This window comes from Kitasatospora sp. NPDC101176, assembly GCF_044768035.1.
In the GTDB taxonomy this organism is placed as follows: domain Bacteria; phylum Actinomycetota; class Actinomycetes; order Streptomycetales; family Streptomycetaceae; genus Kitasatospora.
The window spans coordinates 139,726-161,031 of sequence record NZ_JBIWPA010000016.1 but is presented as its reverse complement, the minus strand read 5'-3'; the positions used below and the strand labels follow the sequence as shown (position 1 = coordinate 161,031).

At 74.9% G+C, this 21,306-nt stretch carries 21 protein-coding genes; 9 read left to right on the top strand and 12 right to left on the bottom strand.

The features are described 5' to 3' along the window. Positions 1–30 precede the first annotated feature (30 nt). The 4 genes from ACIRS1_RS22385 to ACIRS1_RS22370 all read right to left on the bottom strand — a co-directional run bounded on the left by ACIRS1_RS22385 (position 31) and on the right by ACIRS1_RS22370 (position 4,815). Positions 31–705, bottom strand: a complete 675-nt coding sequence (locus ACIRS1_RS22385) for a DUF5825 family protein (RefSeq protein WP_402842564.1) — start codon at positions 703–705, stop codon at positions 31–33. After that, positions 686–2,623, bottom strand: coding sequence for a RiPP maturation radical SAM C-methyltransferase (locus ACIRS1_RS22380; RefSeq protein WP_402842563.1), 1,938 nt, complete (start codon positions 2,621–2,623; stop codon positions 686–688). The genes ACIRS1_RS22385 and ACIRS1_RS22380 overlap by 20 nt, the downstream gene beginning before the upstream one ends. An 81-nt stretch (positions 2,624–2,704) precedes the next feature. After that, entirely contained in the window at positions 2,705–2,857 is a 153-nt protein-coding gene (locus ACIRS1_RS22375) for a hypothetical protein (protein ID WP_402842560.1), read from the bottom strand. Then, complete coding sequence (locus tag ACIRS1_RS22370; RefSeq protein ID WP_402842557.1) at positions 2,854–4,815, bottom strand: alpha/beta hydrolase family protein; 1,962 nt, start codon at positions 4,813–4,815, stop codon at positions 2,854–2,856. Before ACIRS1_RS22370 ends, ACIRS1_RS22375 begins: the two co-directional genes overlap by 4 nt. Before the next feature lie 275 nt (positions 4,816–5,090). On the opposite strand from ACIRS1_RS22370, the gene ACIRS1_RS22365 reads away from it, so the two are divergent. The 3 genes from ACIRS1_RS22365 (at position 5,091) to ACIRS1_RS22355 (ending at position 7,183) form a co-directional block, all read left to right on the top strand. Then, positions 5,091–6,179, top strand: coding sequence for a polyprenyl synthetase family protein (locus ACIRS1_RS22365; protein ID WP_402842614.1), 1,089 nt, complete (start codon positions 5,091–5,093; stop codon positions 6,177–6,179). Continuing rightward, a complete protein-coding gene (locus ACIRS1_RS22360) occupies positions 6,176–6,463 on the top strand; it encodes a hypothetical protein (protein ID WP_402842554.1) in 288 nt (95 codons plus the stop codon). The genes ACIRS1_RS22365 and ACIRS1_RS22360 overlap by 4 nt, the downstream gene beginning before the upstream one ends. A 168-nt stretch (positions 6,464–6,631) precedes the next feature. Next, on the top strand, positions 6,632–7,183 hold the full coding sequence (locus ACIRS1_RS22355; RefSeq protein WP_402842552.1) for a Dps family protein: 552 nt from the start codon (positions 6,632–6,634) through the stop codon (positions 7,181–7,183). 113 nt (positions 7,184–7,296) lie between these two features. Here ACIRS1_RS22355 and ACIRS1_RS22350 read toward each other — a convergent pair whose 3' ends face one another. Next, positions 7,297–7,482, bottom strand: a complete 186-nt coding sequence (locus ACIRS1_RS22350; protein ID WP_402842549.1) for a hypothetical protein — start codon at positions 7,480–7,482, stop codon at positions 7,297–7,299. 580 nt (positions 7,483–8,062) lie between these two features. On the opposite strand from ACIRS1_RS22350, the gene ACIRS1_RS22345 reads away from it, so the two are divergent. Then, complete coding sequence (locus ACIRS1_RS22345) at positions 8,063–8,185, top strand: hypothetical protein (RefSeq protein WP_360218012.1); 123 nt, start codon at positions 8,063–8,065, stop codon at positions 8,183–8,185. Positions 8,186–8,257: 72 nt separating this feature from the next. Next, the gene (locus ACIRS1_RS22340) at positions 8,258–8,989 is read left to right on the top strand and encodes a hypothetical protein (protein WP_402842546.1); all 732 of its coding nucleotides are present in this window, start codon (positions 8,258–8,260) and stop codon (positions 8,987–8,989) included. Between the two features lie 44 nt (positions 8,990–9,033). Here the strand turns inward: ACIRS1_RS22340 and ACIRS1_RS22335 are convergent, their stop codons facing one another. The 4 genes from ACIRS1_RS22335 to ACIRS1_RS22320 all read right to left on the bottom strand — a co-directional run bounded on the left by ACIRS1_RS22335 (position 9,034) and on the right by ACIRS1_RS22320 (position 12,615). Beyond that, positions 9,034–9,327 carry a hypothetical protein gene (locus ACIRS1_RS22335; protein WP_402842544.1) on the bottom strand — a complete coding sequence of 98 codons (294 nt, stop codon included), beginning with the start codon at positions 9,325–9,327 and terminating at the stop codon, positions 9,034–9,036. 157 nt (positions 9,328–9,484) lie between these two features. Next, the gene (locus ACIRS1_RS22330) at positions 9,485–10,699 is read right to left on the bottom strand and encodes a saccharopine dehydrogenase family protein (RefSeq protein ID WP_402842541.1); all 1,215 of its coding nucleotides are present in this window, start codon (positions 10,697–10,699) and stop codon (positions 9,485–9,487) included. Positions 10,700–10,847: 148 nt separating this feature from the next. Then, entirely contained in the window at positions 10,848–11,765 is a 918-nt protein-coding gene (locus tag ACIRS1_RS22325; RefSeq protein WP_360218020.1) for an alpha/beta hydrolase, read from the bottom strand. A 7-nt stretch (positions 11,766–11,772) separates the two neighbouring features. Further along, positions 11,773–12,615, bottom strand: a complete 843-nt coding sequence (locus ACIRS1_RS22320) for an NAD(P)H-binding protein (protein WP_402842537.1) — start codon at positions 12,613–12,615, stop codon at positions 11,773–11,775. A 293-nt stretch (positions 12,616–12,908) separates the two neighbouring features. Here ACIRS1_RS22320 and ACIRS1_RS22315 point away from each other — a divergent pair, with 293 nt between their 5' ends. Further along, positions 12,909–13,952: an Lrp/AsnC family transcriptional regulator gene (locus tag ACIRS1_RS22315; protein WP_402842534.1), complete on the top strand. Its 1,044-nt coding sequence runs from the start codon at positions 12,909–12,911 to the stop codon at positions 13,950–13,952. Between the two features lie 89 nt (positions 13,953–14,041). On the opposite strand, the gene ACIRS1_RS22310 is transcribed toward ACIRS1_RS22315, so the two are convergent. Further along, the gene (locus ACIRS1_RS22310; protein ID WP_402842532.1) at positions 14,042–15,307 is read right to left on the bottom strand and encodes a threonine/serine exporter family protein; all 1,266 of its coding nucleotides are present in this window, start codon (positions 15,305–15,307) and stop codon (positions 14,042–14,044) included. Between the two features lie 436 nt (positions 15,308–15,743). Here ACIRS1_RS22310 and ACIRS1_RS22305 point away from each other — a divergent pair, with 436 nt between their 5' ends. Beyond that, positions 15,744–16,337: a hypothetical protein gene (locus ACIRS1_RS22305; RefSeq protein ID WP_402842529.1), complete on the top strand. Its 594-nt coding sequence runs from the start codon at positions 15,744–15,746 to the stop codon at positions 16,335–16,337. Positions 16,338–16,477: 140 nt separating this feature from the next. On the opposite strand, the gene cydB is transcribed toward ACIRS1_RS22305, so the two are convergent. Together cydB and ACIRS1_RS22295 are read right to left on the bottom strand one after the other, a co-directional pair. Next, a complete protein-coding gene (gene cydB, locus ACIRS1_RS22300) occupies positions 16,478–17,491 on the bottom strand; it encodes a cytochrome d ubiquinol oxidase subunit II (RefSeq protein ID WP_402842527.1) in 1,014 nt (337 codons plus the stop codon). An 8-nt stretch (positions 17,492–17,499) separates the two neighbouring features. Next, positions 17,500–18,882 carry a cytochrome ubiquinol oxidase subunit I gene (locus tag ACIRS1_RS22295; protein ID WP_402842524.1) on the bottom strand — a complete coding sequence of 461 codons (1,383 nt, stop codon included), beginning with the start codon at positions 18,880–18,882 and terminating at the stop codon, positions 17,500–17,502. A gap of 379 nt (positions 18,883–19,261) precedes the next feature. On the opposite strand from ACIRS1_RS22295, the gene ACIRS1_RS22290 reads away from it, so the two are divergent. Together ACIRS1_RS22290 and ACIRS1_RS22285 are read left to right on the top strand one after the other, a co-directional pair. Then, entirely contained in the window at positions 19,262–20,455 is a 1,194-nt protein-coding gene (locus ACIRS1_RS22290; protein WP_402842522.1) for a tryptophan 7-halogenase, read from the top strand. Then, the gene (locus ACIRS1_RS22285; protein WP_402842519.1) at positions 20,452–21,171 is read left to right on the top strand and encodes a hypothetical protein; all 720 of its coding nucleotides are present in this window, start codon (positions 20,452–20,454) and stop codon (positions 21,169–21,171) included. The genes ACIRS1_RS22290 and ACIRS1_RS22285 overlap by 4 nt, the downstream gene beginning before the upstream one ends. Positions 21,172–21,306: the final 135 nt, after the last annotated feature.

Genomic DNA, 21,306 nt, shown 5'->3' with positions numbered 1-21,306 from the left:
AAGCTCTCGCGGACGGGCGGTCGTGCGCGGCTACACCGTCAGCGACGGGAAGGGCCAGCGCCGCACCCGCATGGGCAGGAACCAGGCGCGGCCGGCCTGTTCGGCGATCAGACCGGCGCCGGCGAAGTCCCGGTGGACGGCGTCCGGCAGCAGCTCGAGGTCGACGCCCTCGGACAGCGCCTCCACCTGCGCCAGGTGGCCCGGCTCGTCGATGGTGAACAGCTCCAGCGTCCCGAACCGGCGGTCGCGCACCTCGACGAAGCCGGGGCCGCGCCGGAAGACGCACTTGCTCGGGTAGTACGTGGCGCGCCACCCGTCGGCGACCTCCGGTGCGCACCCGGTCACCCGCTCGGGCGGGTAGAGGTGGTGGAACCGGCGCCGCGCGGCGCAGCCGTCCGTGCAGACCGCCTGCCAGAGCACGGCCAGCCCCTGCCCGGTCGCCTCGCGCAGCAGCGTCAGCGCCCGCGCGGAGGCCGCCGGCGCGTCCGCGCACAGGTGCACCGGCCCGGTCAGCCGCAGGCAGCGGACCCCGGCGCGGTGCAGCTCGGTGACCTCCTGCTGCACCGGGCCGCGCAGCCTGCGGCGACCGAGCGCGTAGCCCGGCAACTCCCGTGCGGCGGGGTCGTAGTCGAGCCACAGCTCGACCTCGGGGTCGGCCGCACGCCAGGCGGCGGCGTCGGCCGCTTCAGCCGATCGCGACGGCATCGAGCACCTCCTCGGCGTGGGGGTGGACGGCGACGGGGCCGTGCCGGTGCTGCATCCGCATCAGCACCTGGTTGTCGGACTCGACGGCGACCTGCAGGAAGCTGTCCCCGTCGTGGAACAGCAGGCCCAGGGCGGTGAAGCGCTCCAGCACCGGCCCGACCGCCGCTGCGCCGCCGGGGGTCTTGGCCGCCAGCGCGGCGGCCGACCGGGGCTGGGAGAGCAGCCGGAAGACGGCGAGCTCCACCGGATCGGTCAGCTCGACCACCCGCCAGTCGAACCCGGGACGGGTGTTGACGAGCACGATCCGGTCGCCGGCGTCCCGGTGGGTGAGCCGGCTGTCGGGGAACCGGGCGAGCCAGGTGTCCACGGCCGCGCCCAGCCGCTCCGCGAGCCCGCCGCCGATCCCGCGCGGCGGCGCGGTGAACACGTAGGCCAGTTCGTTCAGTTCGCTCTCCGGGAGGCGGTAGGTCGCGCGGTACTGGAAGGCCGGACGGGTGATCGCGAAGCCGAGCTCGGGGCGGTCGAAGTACGGGCTGAACCGCTCGATCGCGATTCGCCCCGCGCCGGTCGGCGGGTCCAGGTGGTGCAGCACGGGCAGCTGGCGGATCACCGACTCGTAGTCGTCCGGCTGCTCGCCGGGGAAGCCGTAGAGGTAGTTCCAGGTCACCGAGACCCCGGCGCTCTGCGCGTCCCGCAGCGCACGGACGTTCTGGCAGCCCGTCACCCCCTTGTCCATGATCCGCAGGACCCGGGTGCTCAGGTTCTCGATGCCGGGCTGCACCTGGGCCGCGCCCGAGTCGCCGAGCAGCTGGAACTGGTGGCGGCGCAGGTTGGCCTTGATCTCGAAGTGCAGCCGCAGGTCGACGGGGAGCTCCGTCAGCGACTTCAGGACGGTGTCGAAGTAGCTCATGTCCAGGATGTTGTCGACCACGTAGACGTCCAGCAGCTGGTGGCGTTCGGCGAGCGCGAGCACCTCGGCGAGGAAGTCCGCCGGGGGCTTGGAACGGAACTCCATCGAGGAGCCGTTGAGCCCGCAGAAGGTGCAGTGGTGCTTCTCGCCCCACCAGCAGCCCCGGGAGCCCTCGACGACCAGCTTGGGGTCGACCCAGCCGGCCGCGACGGAGGCGTCGAGCCGCTCGAAGAAGCCGTCGTAGCGGGGCGCCAGGATCGCCGCGGGCGGCAGCGGGCGCGTCGACATCGCGTTGGCCGTCGACCTCCCGGAGCCGTCGCGCCAGCACAGCCCGGGGACCGCGGAGAGGTCGCCGCCGGCCAGCAGCGCCGGGAAGGCGGCCTCGCCCTCGCCGCGCACCACGTAGTCCAGGAAGGGGAAGTTGCGGTGCAGCGCGGCGCCCTGCGGACCGTCGCAGTTCGCGCCGCCGAACACCGTCCGCACCTGCGGGCAGCGCTGCTTGAGCAGCCTCGCGGCGGCCAGGCTCGCCGTGTTCTGCTGGAAGGTGGTGGTGAAGCCGACCAGGTCCGGTGGGTCGGCGGCGAGTTCCTCGACCAGGCGGGTGATGAACGCGGGGGCGATCGCGCGGGTGGCCCGGGTCAGGGCGACCTCCTGCTCGCTCGCGCCGTTGGCGGCGAGGTACTCGAAGTAGCCCGCGAAATCGTGGTTGTGACTGTCGCCGTCGCCGTGACTGTCGCCGTCGGGGCCCGGGGCCGGCTCGTCGTCGCCGTACAGCGCGCCGGCGAACGCCCAGTCCCCCGCGCCCTGGAAGTAGGACTTCTCGGAGAAGTACTGGTAGTCGTCCACACCGAAACCCGTGGTCCCGGCCGCCCAGTCCACGAAGTCCAGGTTGGCGTAGCGCACGTCGACCCGGTGGCCCGCACGGACGGCGGCGGTGTGCAGGATCCCGAGCGCCAGCGACGGCACGTCGATCGCGCCCCAGGGCATGTGCAGCAGGACGATACGCATGGTGGCCACTTCTGTTGTCCGCAGACGGTCGGTGAGGTGTCGCGGCCGGGGCCCCGGGGGGCCCCCGGCCGCGACGGAGGGTCACTTCTTCGCTTCCGGCTTCGGCTGCCCCTTGAGGGCAGGCGCGACCGGCGCGGCCTTGGTGATGTCGAGCGCGAAGTTCTGGACCACCACGGCGCCCCGGTCACGCTCCGGGGTGCTGATCGGGTCGTTCTGGATGCTGCGTCGCTTCATGGCTGTTCACCTCCTTCCATCGACTCGGCGGGGACCCCGGGGCGATCGCCCCGGGGTGGCCGGGGGAGTGGTGCGGGCCAGGACCGCCGGGCGAACCGGACCATCGCGGTCAGCACCGATCGGTGGTCGGCGGTCCGGCGGCTGTAGTGGCCGCCGTCCACCCAGAGCAGCTCGTGCGGCACCGCCAGCCGGCCCAGGTCGGCGGCGTAGCGGGCCACCTGGTCGGGCGGGCAGCGCTCGTCGGTCCGCGAGGCGACCAGCAGGACGGGCGAGCGGACCTGGTGCACGTACGACCGCGGGTCGGCCGCGCGGTAGCGCTCCGGGACCTCGTCCGGTGTCCCGCCGAAGAGCTGCCGGTCCAGCGCGCGCAGGGCGGGGGTGGTGGTGCGGTAGGCGGCCGGGTAGTCCGCGATCGGCTGGGCGGCCATGCCGAGCGACCACAGGTCCGGCTGCGCGCCCATCGCCAGCAGGGCCAGGTAGCCGCCCCACGAGAACCCGCACAGGCCGGTGCGCTCCGCGAGCGCCGTACCGTCGGCGACCAGGTCCGCGCGGACGGCGGCCAGGTCCTCGATCTGGGCCAGCCCGACCCGGTGGCCGTACTCGTGCTGCCAGCGGGCGCCGTAGCCGGTGGAGCCCCGGTAGTTGGTGCGCACCACCGCGTAGCCCTGCTCCACCAGGACGTTCACCCGCGGGTCGTAGGAGTCCCGGTCGTGGGTGGCGGGGCCGCCGTGCACCAGGAAGAGCGTCGGCCACGGGCCGGGGCCGGCCGGGGTGCTGACGAAGCTGTGGATGCGCCCGTACGGCCGGGTCGTCCAGCGCCGGGTGCGGGAGGTGCCGTCGTGGTCCGGGCCGGGGTGGTGGGCGACCTCCGTGCCGGGGCGCAGCACCAGCGGGCGGGGCGGTGTCGACTCCCGGCTCCAGACGCAGTGCAGGGTGCCGTCGGGGGCGCAGGAGAGGTCGTGGATCGTGCCGCCCGGGGTGCTGATCCCCCGGACGGACGGGGCCCGTCGGGCCGGCTCCGGTTCCTGGTCCCCCGTCCCCTGCCAGGCTGTCTCCTGCCGCGTTCCCTCCTGCTTCCGGGCCGCCCTCCGTGCCGTCGCCCCCGGTCCGTCCGGCGGGTCGAGGTCGGCGAGCAGCAGGCGGCTCCGTCCGGCCCGCTCGTGCTGGATCAGCACTCCGCGCGGCCCCTGGTACCAGCCGGCCGTGATCTGCGCGTCGAAGGAGAGCCCCGGGTGCCGGCGCAGCCCCGTGTCCGCGCTCCAGGTCGCGAGGGTGTACCGCTCCTCCTCCTCGACCACCAGCAACAGCTCCGGCTCCGGTACCGCGAGCGGGTTGAACTCGATCGGCCAGAGCCGCAGTCCACGGTTCCCGGCGATCCGCAGCGGGCCGTCCGGCCGGGCGCCCGGCAGTCCGTGCGCGCTGCCGTCCGTCTCGTCGTCCGCCCGCGCCGCCGTCGGCCACAGGACCACCGCGTCGTCCCCGTCGGGCTGCCCGGCGAGCGCGAGCAGCCGGCCGTCCGGCGACAGGTCGGCCAGGCCGAGGTACCCCGGCGCCGAGCCGATCAGCCGGGCCTCGCCCGCGGGCGGCCCGACGTAGCAGTGCGAGGCGCCGTCGACGCCGACGGCCACCGCCGCGAGCGCACCCGTCCGGTCGAAGGCGACGCCGTAGGCCCGTCCGCGCGGCACGCCGTGCAGCGCCTCGCCGGCCGGACCGCCGGCGAAGGGCTCGCGCCGCCACCGCCCTTCCCCCGCGTGGTCGGCATCGAACCACCACACGGCGTCGCCGTCCGGTTCGATCTCGCTGAGGTGGACGCCCTCCGGCCGGTCGGTGACCACCCGGCGCCGGCCCGTCCGGAGGTCCCAGGCCACCGCCTGCCAGCGCTCGTCGACGAGCCGGGTCTCGACCGCGCGGTCGGCCGCCAACGCGGCGAAGCCGGGGGACTGGAACGCCTGCGTCACGGACCCGGCCCTTCCGGCTCGATGATGGGAACAGGCTGCGCTGAACGTCCCGAGGTCAGCGAACCGGGCGTGAAGAGCCGGTGAACCGACGTGAAGAAAGGGCCACTTGTGGAGGATCGCGGCCACTCTAGGGGGGTGTCGTGGTCATGAACAGACCTTTCGCACGACTGGCCGAAAGGTCTGCCCCGGCCGTCCGGGCGAACCGCCCGCCCCGACCCCGGAGGCGCAGGCCGACCCGGGCGGATGCGAGGGTGGGCCCCGTGAACGAGACGATCATGGCAGCCGCCCGCGCACGAGCCGCCGAACACCGCCGCCGGTTCGACCTCCGCTTCGAGGCCTACTTCGCGGCCCTGCCGGAGCGCCTCGACACACCGCCGCTCAGCCGCTTCACCCCGCGCTGCCTGGAGCTGCTGCGGGACCTCTCACTGCGCGGCGGCAAGCGGCTGCGGGTCGCCCTGCTGTACGAGGCCGCCCGGCTGGTGACCACCGAGCCGGTGCCCGGCCTGGCCGAGGCCGCGCTGAGCATCGAACTGCTCCAGACGCACGGGCTCGTCCACGACGACCTCATCGACGATGCGCCCGTCCGCCGCGGCGGGCCCTCCACCCACGAGGCCTACCGCCGGGAGTTCCCGGACGCGGACCGCACCGCGCTCGGCCTGACCGTCCTGGCCGGGGACCTCGCCGCCTTCCTCTCGATGCGGGTCCTGCTGGAGGCCGACGTCCCCGCCGAGCTGCGCCAGGCCATGCTGGAGGTGCAGCTGGACGCGGCCGCCGAGACGGTCACCGGCCAGATCGTCGACCTCGAACGCGACGTCCTCCCGATCCCGGACGAGGAGTTCCTGCACACCGTCTGCGAGTACAAGTCCACCCGCTACTCCGTGCTCGCCCCGCTGCGCCTGGGCCTGCTGGCCACCGGCGCGGACCTGGCCGGCCACGACGCACGGCTGCGCCGGTACGCGACCCTGGTCGGCATCGGCGGCCAGCTGCGCGACGACTACCTCGACCTCTTCGGCGACGAGGGCGCCACCGGCAAGTCCACCGGCGCCGACCTCCGCGCGGGGCGCCGCAGCTACGCCGTGAGCGCCCTGCTCGCCCGCGCGGACGCGTCGCAGCGGGCCGTCGTGGAGTCCGCGCTCGGCGACCCGCACTGCCCGGCCGCCACCGTCGAGCACGTCCGCGGGCTGGCCCGGCACCTGGGCGTGGACGGCAAGCTCCGCGCGGACATGCGCCGCTGCGCCGACGCGGCCCGCGCCGAGGCCGCGGGCTGGCGCCCGCACTGGCGGGAGGAGGCCGTCGCCTTCTTCGAAGGCCTCCCGCCGACCAGCGTGATCCCGGGGCCTGACCGGGCGGCCGGTGCCAGGTGACGATCAACGGCACGGACGACGCGTTCACCCTCCTCCGGCAGGCCGTCGACCTGCTGCCCGGGAACGCCACGGCCGAGAACGGCCTGACGATCGCGGACGTCCGCCGGGACATCGAGCTCCAGGAGTGGGAGACGGTGCTCGACATGCTCATCGAGATCGCGGACGTCCGCCCGGTGTCCACCGCCTTCTGGGAGAAGCTCGCCGAAGCCGCTCGGCAGATGATGCTCGACCGGACCCGCCGCGGGTGCCGCCCGAGGGCCCGGTCCGTGGACGCCGTGCGCTGACCGGCGGTGAGCGGTGCGCCGTCGGAACAGTCCGCGGCCCGCGCGCTCCTAGTCTGATGCCGCCGCGGGCCGCGTGCCCGGCCACCGGATCGGCGCGCCACCGCCGGCAGGACGCGCCGACTCGATGCGCACCCTTCACCCGACCCCACCGAGGAGCCCAGGACCACCGTGCCCAGCCAGCCCCGCCTCCACCAGCACCGCCCCGAGATCCAGGAGTTCGGCACCGTCACGCAGTTGCCGATCGCCCTCTCCCACGACGCCCGGCAGTACTCGTGCCAGCGGCTCAACCGCGTCCTCGCGGACACCCAGTTCCTGTACTCCCTCTACAAGAAGTGCCACTGGGGCATGCGCGGGCCGACGGCCTACCAACTGCACCTGCTCTTCGACAAGCACGCCCAGGAGCAGCTGGAGCTGGTCGACGCGCTCGCCGAGCGGGTGCAGAGCCTCGGCGGCGTCGCCGTCGGCGACCCCCGGCACGCCGCGCTGATCACGGGCGTCCACCGCCCGCCGGACGGCATCGAGGACGTGCAGTCGATGCTCTCGCGCCTCCTCGACGCGCACGAGGGCATCCTCGCCGACAGCCGCGACGCGGCGACCCGTACGGCCGGCCTGGGCGACGACGGCACCCAGGACCTCCTGGTCTCCCAGGTCATCCGCACCGGCGAGACGCAGGTCTGGTTCCTGGCCGAGCACCTCGTCACCCCCGACACGGACGCCTGAGCCCCCCGCCGGGCCTGAGCCCCCTGCCGGGCCCGGCTCGCCCTGGGCCCGGCTCAGCGCCGCGCCGGCGAACCGGTCCGCCGCCTCCCCTCACTCATGGGGGAGCAGCCCGGTCAGGCCCGCCGCGCCCTGGTGAAGCGCGGTCGGGTGCCGGCGGCCAGTTCGCCGAGGCGCTCGCCGACCACGGAGACGCCCGGGTGGGGCTCCCGCTCGAAGTACCAGGGCTTGCGCCGGTGCAGCAGGTTCTCGCCGTGCTCGCTCCAGGTGAACCCGGGTTTCGGCAGCAGCCCCCGGAACACCGCGTCGACCGTGTCCGGATGGGCGACGGCCAGGCGGCGAGGCGTTCCCCCGCTTCGCCAGGGGGGAGGAGCAGCTCGTCGCTGGTCGTCCACCAGGTTCAGCAGGATGACGGCGTCCCCGTCCTTGCGCCGGACCTCGAAGACACCCTCGACCGGGTCGCGCCAGCCGAGCAGCGGCGCCCGGTCGGATTCGGTCAGGCCGCGCTGCCCGGTCCTGACGATCCAGCGGGCGGGCCGGTGCGCCGCAGGGTCGGCGCGACACCCTGGACCACGGTACCGAACGGCAGGGCGCGGTCGCTCCGACGGTGGTGAACCGCCCTGGCATCGCGCACCGGACGGCGCCTCCGCCGACCGGGCGGCGCGCGTGCACCGGTCGCCCGCCGTCCGTCGCGGCCGAACCGTCAACCCTCGCCGGGTGAATCGTTGAACCGTCGAGCGCAAGCCCGTCGACCACCGCACCGTGAACCACCGAAGCGCCGGACACCGAACCGTGAGACCACCCAAGCGCCGGGCACCGCACCGTGAACCACCGCGCCACTCCGGCCCCGGCCGGGTCCGCACCACCACGAGGAGGGATTCGTTGAGCAACGAGAGCCCGGCCGACCTGCGCAAGAAGGAGCGGCGTTTCGCCCTGCCGGCAGTGGCCGCCACCGTCGTGGCCCCGGTCCGGGTCACGCCGGCCGCCGTGCCGGGCGGTTCCTGACCCGGCGGCCCGGGACCCCCGCCGCATCCTTCGACACCCCAACCGCTCGGGAGGAAAGTCAAGTTGCCTCACATGGCCGTGCGCGTCGCCGCGCAGACCACCACCGCGCTCACCCTGCTCACCTGTGTCCTGGTGGTCCGTCAGGAGAGACCGGCGGAGCCGACGACGGATGCACCGCCGCCCGCCGCGGTCATCGGACCGGACCAGCCGGATGCCCGGGGCGGACTCCTCCCGCAGGAGCAGACCGACCGGACGGGCACGTCGCCGCCGTGGCCGGCCGACGCGCCGGTGGCCGCACCCCGACAGCTCGGCGGGCTCGGCACCCTGACGGCCCGACCGGCGGCGCTGAGGATGGCGGCGGCCGGGGTCGACGGCTCCCGCGCGGCCGACGGGGCCGGCGTGATCGCCATGCCGGAGAGCGCGGGCGGGGACCAGGAATGGCTCGTCCGGCCCGTGGCCGACGGCGAGGTGGTCCTCCAGTCGCTGCTGGTGAGCACGGACGAGGAGGCGCCTCAGCCCCTCGTACTCACCGCCGACCCCGACGGTTCGGTCTACCTCGCGTACGAACTGGCCGACGAGCGGCAACAGGACGGCGGCCAGCGGTGGGGCGTCGTGGACGCCCACGCCCCCTTGGGGCCGCCGGGCCGGGAGGCGTCGGACGGGCGCTCCGCCACCCGGCTGAGGCTCCACGCCAACGGGGGCGGCTGCCTCGCCGAGCACGGCTACGGCGAGCGGGTGGCCGTCGAGGGCTGCGACGACCCCCGGTCCTGGTGGACGGTGGAGGGGGCGACCGGCTCGGTCTGACCTTCGACCAGCGCAGGCCGGGGTCGATGACGGGGCATCCGGCCCTACGCGCTGAGGAGCTCGTAGACGGCCTCGGCGGCCTCGGCGGAGTCCCGTGCGTCGATCCACGAGTACTCGTCCGACACGATGAACGGCGGTCGGCCGCCCGGTCGGCATTCCAGTTCGAGCGGCTCGGGGTTGGTCACCATGCGGATGAGGAACAGGTCGTCGTCATCCGCTTCGTCCTGCTTCACCCTGCGCTCGATCACCACGTCCGCCACGCGTGCACGGACGAGTCGGAAGACGTCGTCCAGCGGGCCTCCGGTGGTGTGCCCTGCGGTCCACACCCGTGTATTCACGGTGTGCATCATGCCAGCGAAACGGCGATGTCGGACCACCTCCGCAGCAGGCGCAGGACGCCCCCGTCGACCGGGCCCGACGACGTGCCGGGGTGCCACCGGGACCAGTCCTCTGATCGGCGCGGCGCCGGCCGCCCGCTGCCGACCCGTCCGCCCGTCAGCGGCCCGGGGCGGCGGTCGGCGGCGTGTCCAGGACCCGGAAGGAGAGGCCCGCCGCGATCAGCCGGTCGATCAGCGGCCGGCCCATCGCCACCGCCGTGGTCAGCTGTCCCGCGACGGGCGGAAGGTCGTCGTACGCGAGGCAGAGAGCCGCCTCGGCGAGCATCTTCGCGGTCTCCTGGTAGCCCGGGTCGCCCCCGGACACCTCGGTGAGGACGGTCCGTCCGCCACGCTCCCGGGCCACGAACCGGACGGCGAACCAGGAGCGGGCCCGCTGGTCCTCTCCCGGGCCGTCTCCGGGCTTGCGCAGCCGCCCCAGGGCCCTTCGCAGTACCGGCAGTTGGGCGGCGAGGGCGATCGAGGCCACCGCGGCGACACCAGCGAGGGCGATCGGCAGCCGTCGCACCGCGGCGTAGTGCGCGTACCCGAAGTCGGGGCCGTACGCGCCCAGTGCGGCCGCCGAGCGGGACACCACCTGCGGGTCGATCGTGGGCATCGGAACGGCCCAGGCCCGGGCCACCCGGGAGCGGTGCGGACGGCCGGTCGGGGTGCGGACCAGCCGTCCCTTCGGCCGGGGTTCCACGGCGCGGCGCGCCCGGGCGGCCCGGGCCATCGCGCGCGGTCGGGAGAAGGCCGTCATCGCCGAGGCGAAGGTGCCGCCGGAGATGGTGCCGCCGGCGCGGACGAAGCCCTCCACCCTGAGCGCGGTCGCCGGGCCGCCGCGGCGCAGCAGTTCCTCGACGGTGAACAGCACGCCGAGGTCGTGCGGGACGGAGTCGAAGCCGCAGGCGTGCACCAGCCGTGCGCCGGTCGCCACCGCGCGCTCGTGGTGCCGGAGGTACATCCGGTCGACGAACTCGGGTTCGCCGGTGAGGTCCACGTAGTCGGTGCCGGCGTCCGCGCAGGCCGCCACGAGGGGTTCGCCGTGCTGCAGGTACGGGCCGACGGTGGAGACCACCACCCGGGCCCCGGCGGCCACGGCGCGCAGCGCCTCGCGGTCGGCGGCGTCCGCGGTCAGCAGGGGGAGGTCGGCGCAGCGCGGGTCGATCCGCGCCAGCCTGGTCCGGACGGCGGCGAGCCTGCGCTCGTCGCGTCCGGCGATTGCCCAGCGGCAGCCCTCGGGCACGGTGCGGGCCAGGTACTCGGCGGTGAGTCCGCCGGTGAACCCGGTGGCACCGAACAGGACGAGGTCGTACGGGCGGGGCTCGGCCATCAAGTGTCCCTACTCGCGGGTAGTCGGCTGCGCCACGCTAGGAGCCCGTCGCGGCACTGTCAACGTCCCGGCCCGCGCGCCGGTCCCCCGGCGCCCGGCGCGTCGGGTGCCGCTCGCAGGCGCGGACGACCGGCCGAAGGCCCCCGGCTCAGCCGGCTCGGCCGGCACCTGACGGGTCGGGTGCACGGGCGAACTCGCGGAGGAGGTCGGCGAGTCGTCCGGGCTGGTCCAGCGGGACGAGCGTGTAGCTGTCGTCCACCACGGCCAGCCGTGCACGGGGGACGAGCTCGACGAGGCGGCGGGCGTGCTCGGGTGGCATCACGCGGTCCTCGGCCGCCCAGACCACGAGGGTGGGGCGGTCGAAGCCCGGCAGGCCCTCGGCCGCTTCGAGCAGGAGGCGGGTGTCGGCCGCCGCCGCCCGGAGCAGGCGTACGGTGTCGCGGCGGATGCCGGACTGCCGCAGGACCGGTGTCATCCACCGGGCGGTGGCGGCGTCGCCGCGCTTGGTCAGCCACCCGAACGCGACCGGCAGCCGTCGGACGGCGCGCAGCCGCATCTGCTGCATGAACAGCCCGAACAGCCGGGGCGGGAGCCGTCCGGTGAGCAGCAGCGTCCTGCCGGTCAGCCCGGGCGGGAAGTTGTCGAAGGCGTCGCAGGAGACGAGGACGGCCCGCCCGATCCGGGTGGCGCCGTCGCTCATGAGGAGCTGGAGGAGCGCCCCGCCGGTGTCGTTGCCGACGAGTGTGGCGTCGTGCAGCCCGAGACGGTCGAGGAACTCGGCGACCAGTCGCGCCGCACCCGGCAGCGACAGGTCGGCGTCGGGGCGCATCGGGAGCCGGTGCGCCCCGAGCGGCAGGGTCGGTGCCAGGCAGCGGTGGTCGGCGGCCAGACGGGCGATCGTGTCGTCCCACAGCGTGGCGTCCATCAGCAGACCGTGCAGCAGGACCAGGACGGGGCCGTCGCCACCGGTGTCCCGGTACTCGATCGTCCCGGCCGACAGCTCGATCCGCTTCATGACGGCACTGCGGTCGGGCGCGGTGCGGTCGTTCCCGGTGGTGACGTCCATGGCGGCCTCAGTTCCGGAAGGCGGCCGCGTGTTCGGCGGCCCAGGTGGCGAAGGTGAGGGCGGGGCGCCCGAGGAGGCGCGCGACGGTGTCCGTGGTCGGTCCGGGGTCGGTCAGGCACGCGGCCGCGTAGCCGATCAGCCGGTCGGGCACGTCCTCGGGCAGCCCCTGGGCGAGCATCGCCCGGCGCAGCTGCTCGGGGGGCACTTCCTCGAAGGAGAGGTCCCTGCCGATCGCCTCGCCGATGATCCGGGCCTTGTCGTGCTGGGTGAGCGACTCCGGCCCGGTGATCGGGTGGGCGCGGCCCGCGTGGGCGGGGTCCAGCAGTGCCCGTACGGCGATCTCGGCGACGTCCCGCTGGTGGACGGGGGAGGTGGCCGCAGCGCCGTGCACGCCCCGGGCGGTGCCGGTCGCACGGATCTGCGGCGCCCAGGCGAGCGCGTTTGCGGCGAAGTCGGCGCACCGGAGGAAGGTCCACTGGAGCCCGGAGGCCGCGGCCGCAGCCTCCACCAGCACGAACTCCTCGGCGAAGCGCCGGTACCCGCCGCCGTACTCGACGGTGACCGCCGACAGCACCACGACGCGTCGCACGCCGTGCTCTGCCGCCAGCGCCAGCAGCTCGGCAGCGGCGCCGTCGACGGCGCGCGGACTGAGCAGGAGGGCTTCCACGCCGTCCAGCGCCGGTGCCAGCGACCGCGGCCGGGACGGATCGGCGACGACCGGCCGGACGCCGTCGGCGAATCCGCCGGCGGCGGGATCGCGGGTGACGGCCGCCGTCTCGCGGCCCTGCGCCGCCAGCAGCTCCACCACTTCGCGACCGACCGTCCCGGTCGCGCCAGTGACCATGATCATGTGCGTTCTCCTGTCCGGGATTTCCGATGGGTGCCGCGCCGGCGGACCCCCGTGCCGTCGGCGCGGCGCCGGTGGTGCCGACGATCAGTGGGTGAGGCCGGGGAACCAGATGCGCGGGTCGAGGATCACTGGTCGCTCCTTTCCGGGGCTCGGAGGTCCGCCGACCTGCGTCGGGGACGGGGCGGAGCGGATGACCTCCATCCTCGGGGCGGGCTCCCCGGAAGATGCGCCGCGAGGCCCCGGAATGGGCGAAACTCGCACGCACGGTGCGTGAATCGGCGAAACTCGCACGCATGGCGCGTGAATCGGCGAGTTCCGTCCTGAGCCTCCCGGACCAGCGGCTGGTGGCCGCGTTGCAGTGCGACGGCCGCCTCACGGCGGAGCGGGCGGCCCAGGTGCTGGGGCTCGGTGCCGCGGCCGTCCGCCGCCGTCTGCAGGCGCTCGGCGCCGACGGCACCGTGCGGGTGGTGATCTCGCCGGTGGCGCGGCCGCGCAACGGGGGCTCGGCCGGGGCCCTCTTCCTGCGCATCCGGGTCCTGCGGGGCAAGCTCGACACCATCGTGGCGGCGCTCGCGGCGCGCGAGGACATCCCGTTCATCGACGTCACCACGTCGGGCGACGAGATCTTCGCGGTCGCCCGTACCGAGCCGGGCTCGCGCGACCACCTGGTCTTCCGCCGACTGCCCTCGACCCAGGCGGTGACGTCCCTGGAGAGCGCCACCATCCTGCACGTCTTCCGGCTCACCTCCGAGTGGCGCCACCAGGTGCTGACCGCGGCCGAACGGGAGGCCCTGCGCCCGGCCGGGCCGACCCCCGGGGCGGCCGCCTCCGGTGCCCCGGGGCCGTACGGCGTCGAGACGGACGCCGTGGAGTGCTCGCTGATCGACGCCCTCACGCCGGACGCACGGCTGAGTGCGGTGGCCCTGGCGGCGCGCACCGGCCACCCGGAGAGCACGGTGCGCCGGCGCCTCGCCCACATGGCGGCCCAGGGCCGGCTGGTCACCCAGGTGCTGGTCGACCCCCGCCGCCTCGGGCTGTCCATCGAGGCCAAGTTCCTGCTGCAGGTGGCCCCGGACCACCTGGCCTCGGCCGGGCAGGCGCTGGCCGACCACCCCTCGGTGCACGGGGCGTTCGCGACCTCGGGCCCTTCCAACCTGCACGCGGCCGCGTACTTCCCGGACCTGACGGCCCTCTACGGCTTCCTCTCCCGTGACCTGGTCGGCCTGGGCATCACCCACGTCGAGACGGCCATCGTCGGTCACGCCGCCAAGCGCACTCCGCTGCCGGTCCCGCCGGCTCCGCCGGTCCCGTCGCTCCCGTCGCTCCCGTCGAGGTGAGGGCGGGGTGAGGGCAGGTGGAGCGGCCCGCCCGGCCCCGCCCGGCCCTACCCGGCCCCGACCCGCGGGCCCGGCCGCGGTGCCTCCGCTCAGGCGCCCGGCCGCAGCGGGGCGGGTGCGGGCCGGGGGATCCGGCTGATGACCGAGCCGATCAGCGTGCCGACGCTGACCCCGAACAGCGCCGACACCGCGGCGAGGACGGCGTGCGCCCCGTTGCCGACCTCGATCTGCGCGGTGCTGAGCAGGCCGAAGGAGCCGGGCACCACGACCCAGAACGCGGGGAGGTAGAGCACCTGCCAGGACGGACCGCCCGGCAGCCAGTGCGCGACGGTGGCCGCGGCGGCGGCGGTGACCGCGCCGGCCAGCCCGCCGAGCGCCGCGCCGTTGGCGGAGGTGACCGGGATCTGGACGGCGGCCGTCACCGCGATCACCGCGACGATCCAGGGGATGGCCGGCGGCGGGGTGTAGACGTTGACGACCAGCCCGGCCACGGCGAGCGCCAGCCCCAGGCAGATCACCCACCAGCTCGGCTCCGCCACCCTGGTGTCGGCCAGCGCGGAGGCGGGGACGCCGGTGGCGGCGGTGGCGGCCACCACGCCGGCGAGGAAGAGGGCCAGCTGGACGGAGCCGGACACCAGTCTGGCCGTCCCCGCACTGGCCGCACCCGCGGCGATCTCCGACAGCCCGGTGACCAGGAGGGCGCCCGGCAGCAGGATCGCCAGGGTGGCGACGATCGTGCGCAGCGGCCCGTCCAGCAGTGCGGCCCGGGCGGCCCCCAGCACGAGGACGGAGACGAGGAAGCCGGCGGTGACGGGCAGCAGGGGCCGCAGCAGCGGCAGCCGGCGGGCCGTCATGGTGAGGCCCACGACGATCAGTGAGCCGATCGCCGAGGCGAGGACGTTCACCGCCACCGGTTGCAGGAAGAGGCAGAGCCCCACCCCGACCGGCAGCATCCCGAGGTCGGCGACCCAGGTGGGCCAGCGGGCCGGTGCCCGGCGGATCGCGTCCAGATCGCTCAGCGCCCGGTGTCCGTCGACCGCGCCCGCGCGCAGCCGGTGGACCAGATCGAGGAGGTCGGCCGTCTGCTCGAACCGCAGGGCGGGGCCGACGGGCTCGAGGACGGTCGCGTCGTCCGGGCCGAGCGCGACGAACAGGCCGGTGGTGAAGGCCGCGACCCGCACCTCGGGCGCACCCAGCGCCCGCCCGAGCCCGCGCAGCTCCTCCTCCACGTCGTGGACCGGCAGGCCCCCGCTCAGCAGGGCCGCGCCCAGTTCGAGCAGGAGGCGGCGGCGGGGGTCGGTCGGGGGGTCGGCCGGGGCGTGGGGGCCCCGATCCGGCGGAAACGTGCTGAACATGGCGCGTATGGTCCCATAGCGCCCGGATCGCCCGCTCGGACGGGGTGCCGGGTCCGCGCCGGCCGCCCGGACCTCGGCTACGGCTGCTGGGTCAACGCGGCCTGCGCGGCGGCCTGCGCCGAGGACTTCGAACGGGCCCTGGAGTTCATCGACCGCGGAACGGCCGCGCTCCCCCGCAGGAGGCGCACCGCCTCGACACCCAGACCGAGGTGGTCGAGACCTCGGTCACCCGTCTCGCGGACCTCGTCGCCCGCGACTGGGGCAGGCCTGCGCCCGCGCGGGTGCCGGTCAGCTGCCGGTCCAACTGCCGCAGCCCCCACGGGTGACGGCCATAGCCTGAGCGCCCGGCGCGCGGAACCCAGCTGACGCGCCGTCGGCGGGACGGGCCCCAGCGGCCCCACCGCCGTCCCCGTTCGAAAGGACCCGTAGCCCTGCCATGACCACTCTCCGCACCCGGGCCGCCGCCCTGGCGGCCGTCGCCGCCGTCGGGTTCGCCACCCTGACCGCAGGATCCGCCCACGCCGCCCCGGCGGCGCCCCCGACCGCGAAGGCGTCCGCCCAGGCACCCGTCCAGGCGTCCGCGACCGCGCTCGCGGCGCTGTCCACGCCCACCCGCATCCCGGGCAACACGTCGATCTCCCGCAACCAGGCCTGGTACTCGCCGGACGGCCGGGTGATGCTCGCCATGCAGGGCGACGGCAACGTCGTGCTCTACCGCGACAACAAGCCGGTCTGGGTGGCGCCCGGCGCCATGCCCAACGGCAACGTGCTGGCCATGCAGGGCGACGGCAACCTCGTCGTGTACTCGGCCGCCAACGCGCCGCTGTGGAACAGCCAGACGGGCGGCCGCTGGGGCGCCGAGCTGGACATCTACAACGAGGGCGCGATCGCGGTCGCCCTGGACGGCAAGGTCCTGTGGACCTCCGCCCCGCCCGCCCCGCAGCCCCTCCCGTCCTGCCCGCCGTGGGGCCCGCCGATCCCCGGCCAGATCGTCTGGCCGTGGTGCCCGGTCTGGCCCTTCCCCTCCTAGCCGGCCGGCACGGCCCCGACCGCCCCGAGGGCCTGACCGCCCCGATGGCCTGACGGCTCAGCAGGCCCCGCACTCCGAGGGTCCTCGCCCCACCCGGGCGAGGACCCTCGGTCGTCCGGTCCCGCGACGCCCTCGGCCCGTCACTCCGCCGTGCGGGACGGCGCGAAGTCCTCGGCGGAGACGCGCAGGCGGAAGACGTGGTACGTCCAGCCCTGGTACGCGAGCACCAGCGGGAGGAAGACCACCGCGACGACGCTGATGACCTTCAGCGCGTACCCGCCCGAGGCGCTGTTGTGGACGGTCAGGTCGAAGGCGGGGTCGGTGCTGGAGACGACCAGCCGGGGGTAGAGGTCGACGAACATCGACAGGACGGTCGTCCCGATCGTGACCGCGGTGGCCACGAACGCCCAGCCTTCGCGCCGCCCGGTGACGAGCCAGCCGGCGGCGAGGACGGCGAGCACGGCGACGAGTTCGAGGATGTCCGGCAGCACGCCCTTGCCCGCGGTGGAGTGGGTCCAGGGCAGGAAGGCCAGCACGGCGAGGACGGCCGCCGGTGCGATGCGGCGGGCCAGCAGTTTGGCGCGGGCCCGCACCGCGCCGGTGGTCCTGAGGGCGATGAACGTCGCGCCGTGCAGCAGGCAGAGCAGGACGAGGGTGAGGCCGGCGAACACCGAGTACCAGGAGAACAGGTCGGCGAAGGAGCCGGTGAACTCGCGGTCGCCGTCGATCGGCAGGCCGTGCAGCAGGTCGCCGAGCGCGATCCCGATCAGCAGGGGCACCAGCAGGCTGCCGCCGGTGAGCAGGGTGTCCCAGGTGCGGCGCCAGTGGGCGCCCTCGCCCTTGCCGCGGAACTCGAAGGAGACGCCGCGCACGATGAGTGCGGCCAGCAGCAGGATCAGGGCGAGGTAGAGCGCGGAGAACACGGTGGCGTACCAGTCGGGGAACGCGGCGAACATCGCCGCGGCGGCGACGATCAGCCAGACCTCGTTGCCGTCCCAGAGCGGGCCGATGGTGTTGATCGCCGCCCGCCGGCCGGCTTCGTCGCGGGCGACGACGGTGTGCAGGATGCCGACGCCCAGGTCGAAGCCCTCCAGGACGAAGAAGCCCGTCCACAGCACGGCGGTGACGATGAACCAGAAGGTGGCGAGCGCCATCGGGGGCCTCAGTAGCTCAGGGCCGGGACCGGGGCGTCCTCGGCGGGCGGCGGGGACAGCTCCTTGCGGGCGTACCGGGCGATCAGGACGACCTCGACCACCGCGAGCGCGGCGTAGAGCAGGAAGAACACCAGGATGCTGATGGCGACGGTGGTGGTGCCCACCGAGGGCGAGACGCCGTTGCGGGTGAGCTGGATCCCCTGGACGATCCACGGCTGGCGCCCGCTCTCGGTGAGCAGCCAGCCCGCCGTGTTCATCAGGAACGGCAGCACCGAGGCCCAGACCGCCACCCGCAGGAACCGGCGCGCGGTGCCGAGCCGTTTGCGCCATAGCAGCCACAGGCCCCACAGCCCGACCAGCAGCAGGACGACGGCGAGGTACGCCATCACCCGCATCGCCCAGTACTGGACGAAGATGTTCGGGACGTAGTCGCCGGGCCCGTACTGCTGCTCGTACTGGGCCTGGACGGCGTTGAGCCCCAGCACCTGGCCGTTCCAGTGGTTGGTGGCGAGCAGCGAGAGCAGGTGCGGGACGGAGATGATCCGGGTCGGGGTCATGTCGTTCTTGCCGCCGCCGACCTGGAAGAGCGAGAAGGAGCAGGGCTGGCAGGTGTCCCACTGGGCCTCGGCGCCGGCGATCTTCATCGGCTGGTACTTCCCCTCGGTGACGCCGAGTTCGCTGCCGACCAGCATCGCGACCAGGAGCACCGGGACCAGCACGACCAGCGACAGCCGGGCGGTGGCGTGGAAGGCGGTCGGGGAGGACCCCTTGCGCAGCTGCCAGGCGGAGACGGCGAGCATCACCGCGCACCCGGTGACCACCGAGGCGAGGATCGCGTGCAGGTACCCGCGGAGGAACACCGGGTTGGTGAACAGCGCCCACACGTCGTCGAGCCGGGGCCGGCCGCTGGACGGGTCGACGGTGTAGCCGACCGGGTGCTGCATCCAGGAGTTGGCCATCATGATGAAGGCGGCGGACAGGGCGCCGCCCACGGCCACGGCCCAGATCGTCGCCAGGTGCACCCGCGGCGGCAGGCGGTCCCAGCCGAACAGCCACAGGCCGAGGAAGGTCGACTCCAGGAAGAACGCGGCCAGCCCCTCCATGGCCAGTGGGGCGCCGAAGACGTCGCCGACGGTGCGCGAGTACTCCGACCAGTCCATGCCGAACTGGAACTCCTGCACCAGGCCGGTGACCACGCCCACGGCGATGTTGATCACCAGGAGGACGCCGAAGAACCGGGTGAGCCGCAGCAGCTCGGTCCGGCCGGTGCGGTGCCAGCCGGTCTGCAGCAGGGCGGTCAGGAAGCCCAGGCCGATGGTGACCGGTACGAACAGGAAGTGGTAGACCGACGTCATGGCGAACTGCAGCCTGGCCAGGTCGAGTTGACTCAATGTGGTTCCCCATCGCCGGACGCTCGGCCTCAGTCAACCACGCGGCCGCGGGGCCGGCGGGGTGCCACCGCCGCGGTTCGCTCCGGCGGGTGCAGGCCGATCGGCGGAACCACCCGGGCGGCCGCCCGGCGCCCGTCGGCGTGCCCGCCCCGTCCAGCCGTCCGGGTGAAGTGCGCGATCCGGCCCGCAGCCCCACCGGTGGATCGTGGTCGATCTGTCAGTCTGGGGGCGCACCGTCAGGCGTTCCCCCGGTGGCCGAACCCTGTCCGTGAACCGTCCGTCGACGGTCCCGCAGTCCCCGCAGTCTCGCGCACGGTCACCCGGCGGCCACCGTCCGACGGACCTCCGAGCTCCCCCTTCGGAAGGAGTGCGCGACCCCATGGACGACGGCATCGCCCGCGCCGGGATCCACCCCGCGAGGTACGACGTGGTGGTCGCGGGCGGCGGCCCGGCCGGCGCGGCGGCCGCGCTGGCGCTCGCCGGGGCCGGCCGCAGCGTCCTGCTGGCCGACGCCGCCACCGGCGCGCCGTCCGTCGGCGAGGCGCTCCCGGCCGTCGCCCGGGTCCTGCTGCGGGACCTCGGTGCCGAGGACCTGCTCGACGGACGCCACCACCTGCCCTGCCACGCCAACCTGTCGGCCTGGGGCTCGGCGGAGCTCGCCGCGCAGGACAGCATCAACGACCCGCACGGCCACGGCTGGCACCTGGACCGGGCCCGCTTCGACCGGGGGCTGCGCGACCGCGCGCGCGGCGGCGGCGCGGTGGTGGCCGAGCGCACCCTGGTCCGCCCGGCCGAGCGCCACGGCGACGGCGGCTGGACGGTCGAGCTGCGCGGCCGGCACGCGCCCCCTGCCGTGCGCTGCCGCTGGCTGGTCGATGCCACCGGCCGCCGGGCCGCCCTGGCCACGGCCGCGGGGGCCCGCCGCACGGTCGACGACCGGCTCGTCGCGCTCCACCTCACCCTGCCCGCACCGGCCGAACCCGTGGCCGACGCCTCGACCCTGGTGGAGGCGGTGCCCGACGGCTGGTGGTACACGGCGCTGCTGCCCGGCGGCCGCCGGCTGCTCGCCCGCTACACCGACGCCGACCTGCCGAGCGCCCGGACCGGGGGCGCCGAACCCCTCCCCGGCCTGGGGGCGACCCGGCACGCCGCCCGGTGGGCGGCCGCGCACCCGTGGCCGGCCGGTGCCCCGGTGCGGCGCGCGCCCGCCCACACGGCCCGGCTGGACGTCGTCACCGGGGACGGCTGGACCGCGGCGGGGGACGCCGCCGCCGCGTTCGACCCGCTCTCTTCCCAGGGCATCCTCACCGCCCTGTACACGGGCCTGCGGGCCGGCCAGGCCGTCCACCGCCACCTCGGTGGCGACCGGACGGCCCTCGCCGGGTACGCGAGCGAGCTCGACACGATCAGCGCCGTCCACCTGCGCAACCGGCGCGCCTACTACTCCCTCGAAGGCCGGTGGCCCGAGCACCCCTTCTGGCACCGCCGCCGCGTCGCCGGGGCCGCGCGCCCCGCCGCCGGCCGGGGGAGCACCCGACCCGTTCCCCCCGCACCCACAGGAGCACCCGCATGACCACCCCCGACGCCGCCTCCACCGACGGATCCGCCGCCCCGCGGCACGGCCACCGCTTCCTGCTGATCGGCACCGGCACGATCTTCGCCTACCACCTGCCGCTCTACTTCGTGCCCGTCCACGCCTTCCAGATGATCAACAAGTTCGGGCTGGACGCGCAGCTGCGCCAGACGTACCTCAAGGACCTCTCCCGGTACCAGACCGAGCAGGTCTACTACTCCCTGTTCACCGAGGGCCACTGGCCGCTCGCGGAGATCGTCGACGGCACCCGCACCTCGCTGCCGGTGGAACTGGAGCGGGTGACGGTCGACGGGGAGGGGCGGCGCACCTTCACCACGATCCTCGACCCGACCATCGCCACCTGCCGGAAGGAGGACGTCGTCCACTACCGGCCGCTCGACGCCACCGAGTACCCCGACTTCCTCACCTACCTCGCCTTCGGCCAGGGCACCGAGGTCCACCTGGCCCACCAGCTCGCCGCACCCAGGAACTGGGACGAGGTCATCACCACCGTCCGGCCCTCCGGCTTCCAGCAGAGCAACCTGGACCACGCCGGCGCCGTCACCTTCCTCGGCATCAAGGACCCCAAGGGCGTCATCGACCGGAGCCTGCTGACGAAGGGCCAGAGCTACGAGGGGCAGATCGGCGCCCGGACCGTCACGTTCACCGTCGGACGCCAGGGGTGGTGGAACGACACCAGCCTCAACGACCACTAGGGTCGCCGCAGCGCGCGCGGGCCCGGGCCGTGGGGGAGGTCCGGGCCCGCGCGGGTGCGCGGTGGGGCGGGGGGGCCCCCGGCCCCCCCGGGCGGGGGGGCCCGCCCCGGCCCGCGGCACGCCGGTGAGGCGGGG

What these genes read in the sequence shown, in the direction of transcription:
- ACIRS1_RS22310 (WP_402842532.1), bottom strand. Translation starts at nt 15,307, where the DNA reads ATGTTCAGCACGTTTCCGCCGGATCGGGGCCCCCACGCCCCGGCCGAC.
- ACIRS1_RS22305 (WP_402842529.1), top strand. Translation starts at nt 15,744, where the DNA reads ATGACCACTCTCCGCACCCGGGCCGCCGCCCTGGCGGCCGTCGCCGCC.
- ACIRS1_RS22365 (WP_402842614.1), top strand. Translation starts at nt 5,091, where the DNA reads ATGGCAGCCGCCCGCGCACGAGCCGCCGAACACCGCCGCCGGTTCGAC.
- ACIRS1_RS22380 (WP_402842563.1), bottom strand. Translation starts at nt 2,623, where the DNA reads ATGCGTATCGTCCTGCTGCACATGCCCTGGGGCGCGATCGACGTGCCG.
- ACIRS1_RS22340 (WP_402842546.1), top strand. Translation starts at nt 8,258, where the DNA reads ATGGCCGTGCGCGTCGCCGCGCAGACCACCACCGCGCTCACCCTGCTC.
- ACIRS1_RS22290 (WP_402842522.1), top strand. Translation starts at nt 19,262, where the DNA reads ATGGACGACGGCATCGCCCGCGCCGGGATCCACCCCGCGAGGTACGAC.
- ACIRS1_RS22330 (WP_402842541.1), bottom strand. Translation starts at nt 10,699, where the DNA reads ATGGCCGAGCCCCGCCCGTACGACCTCGTCCTGTTCGGTGCCACCGGG.
- ACIRS1_RS22375 (WP_402842560.1), bottom strand. Translation starts at nt 2,857, where the DNA reads ATGAAGCGACGCAGCATCCAGAACGACCCGATCAGCACCCCGGAGCGT.
- ACIRS1_RS22285 (WP_402842519.1), top strand. Translation starts at nt 20,452, where the DNA reads ATGACCACCCCCGACGCCGCCTCCACCGACGGATCCGCCGCCCCGCGG.
- ACIRS1_RS22320 (WP_402842537.1), bottom strand. Translation starts at nt 12,615, where the DNA reads ATGATCATGGTCACTGGCGCGACCGGGACGGTCGGTCGCGAAGTGGTG.
- ACIRS1_RS22325 (WP_360218020.1), bottom strand. Translation starts at nt 11,765, where the DNA reads ATGGACGTCACCACCGGGAACGACCGCACCGCGCCCGACCGCAGTGCC.
- ACIRS1_RS22385 (WP_402842564.1), bottom strand. Translation starts at nt 705, where the DNA reads ATGCCGTCGCGATCGGCTGAAGCGGCCGACGCCGCCGCCTGGCGTGCG.
- cydB (WP_402842527.1), bottom strand. Translation starts at nt 17,491, where the DNA reads ATGGCGCTCGCCACCTTCTGGTTCATCGTCACCGCCGTGCTGTGGACG.
- ACIRS1_RS22315 (WP_402842534.1), top strand. Translation starts at nt 12,909, where the DNA reads ATGGCGCGTGAATCGGCGAGTTCCGTCCTGAGCCTCCCGGACCAGCGG.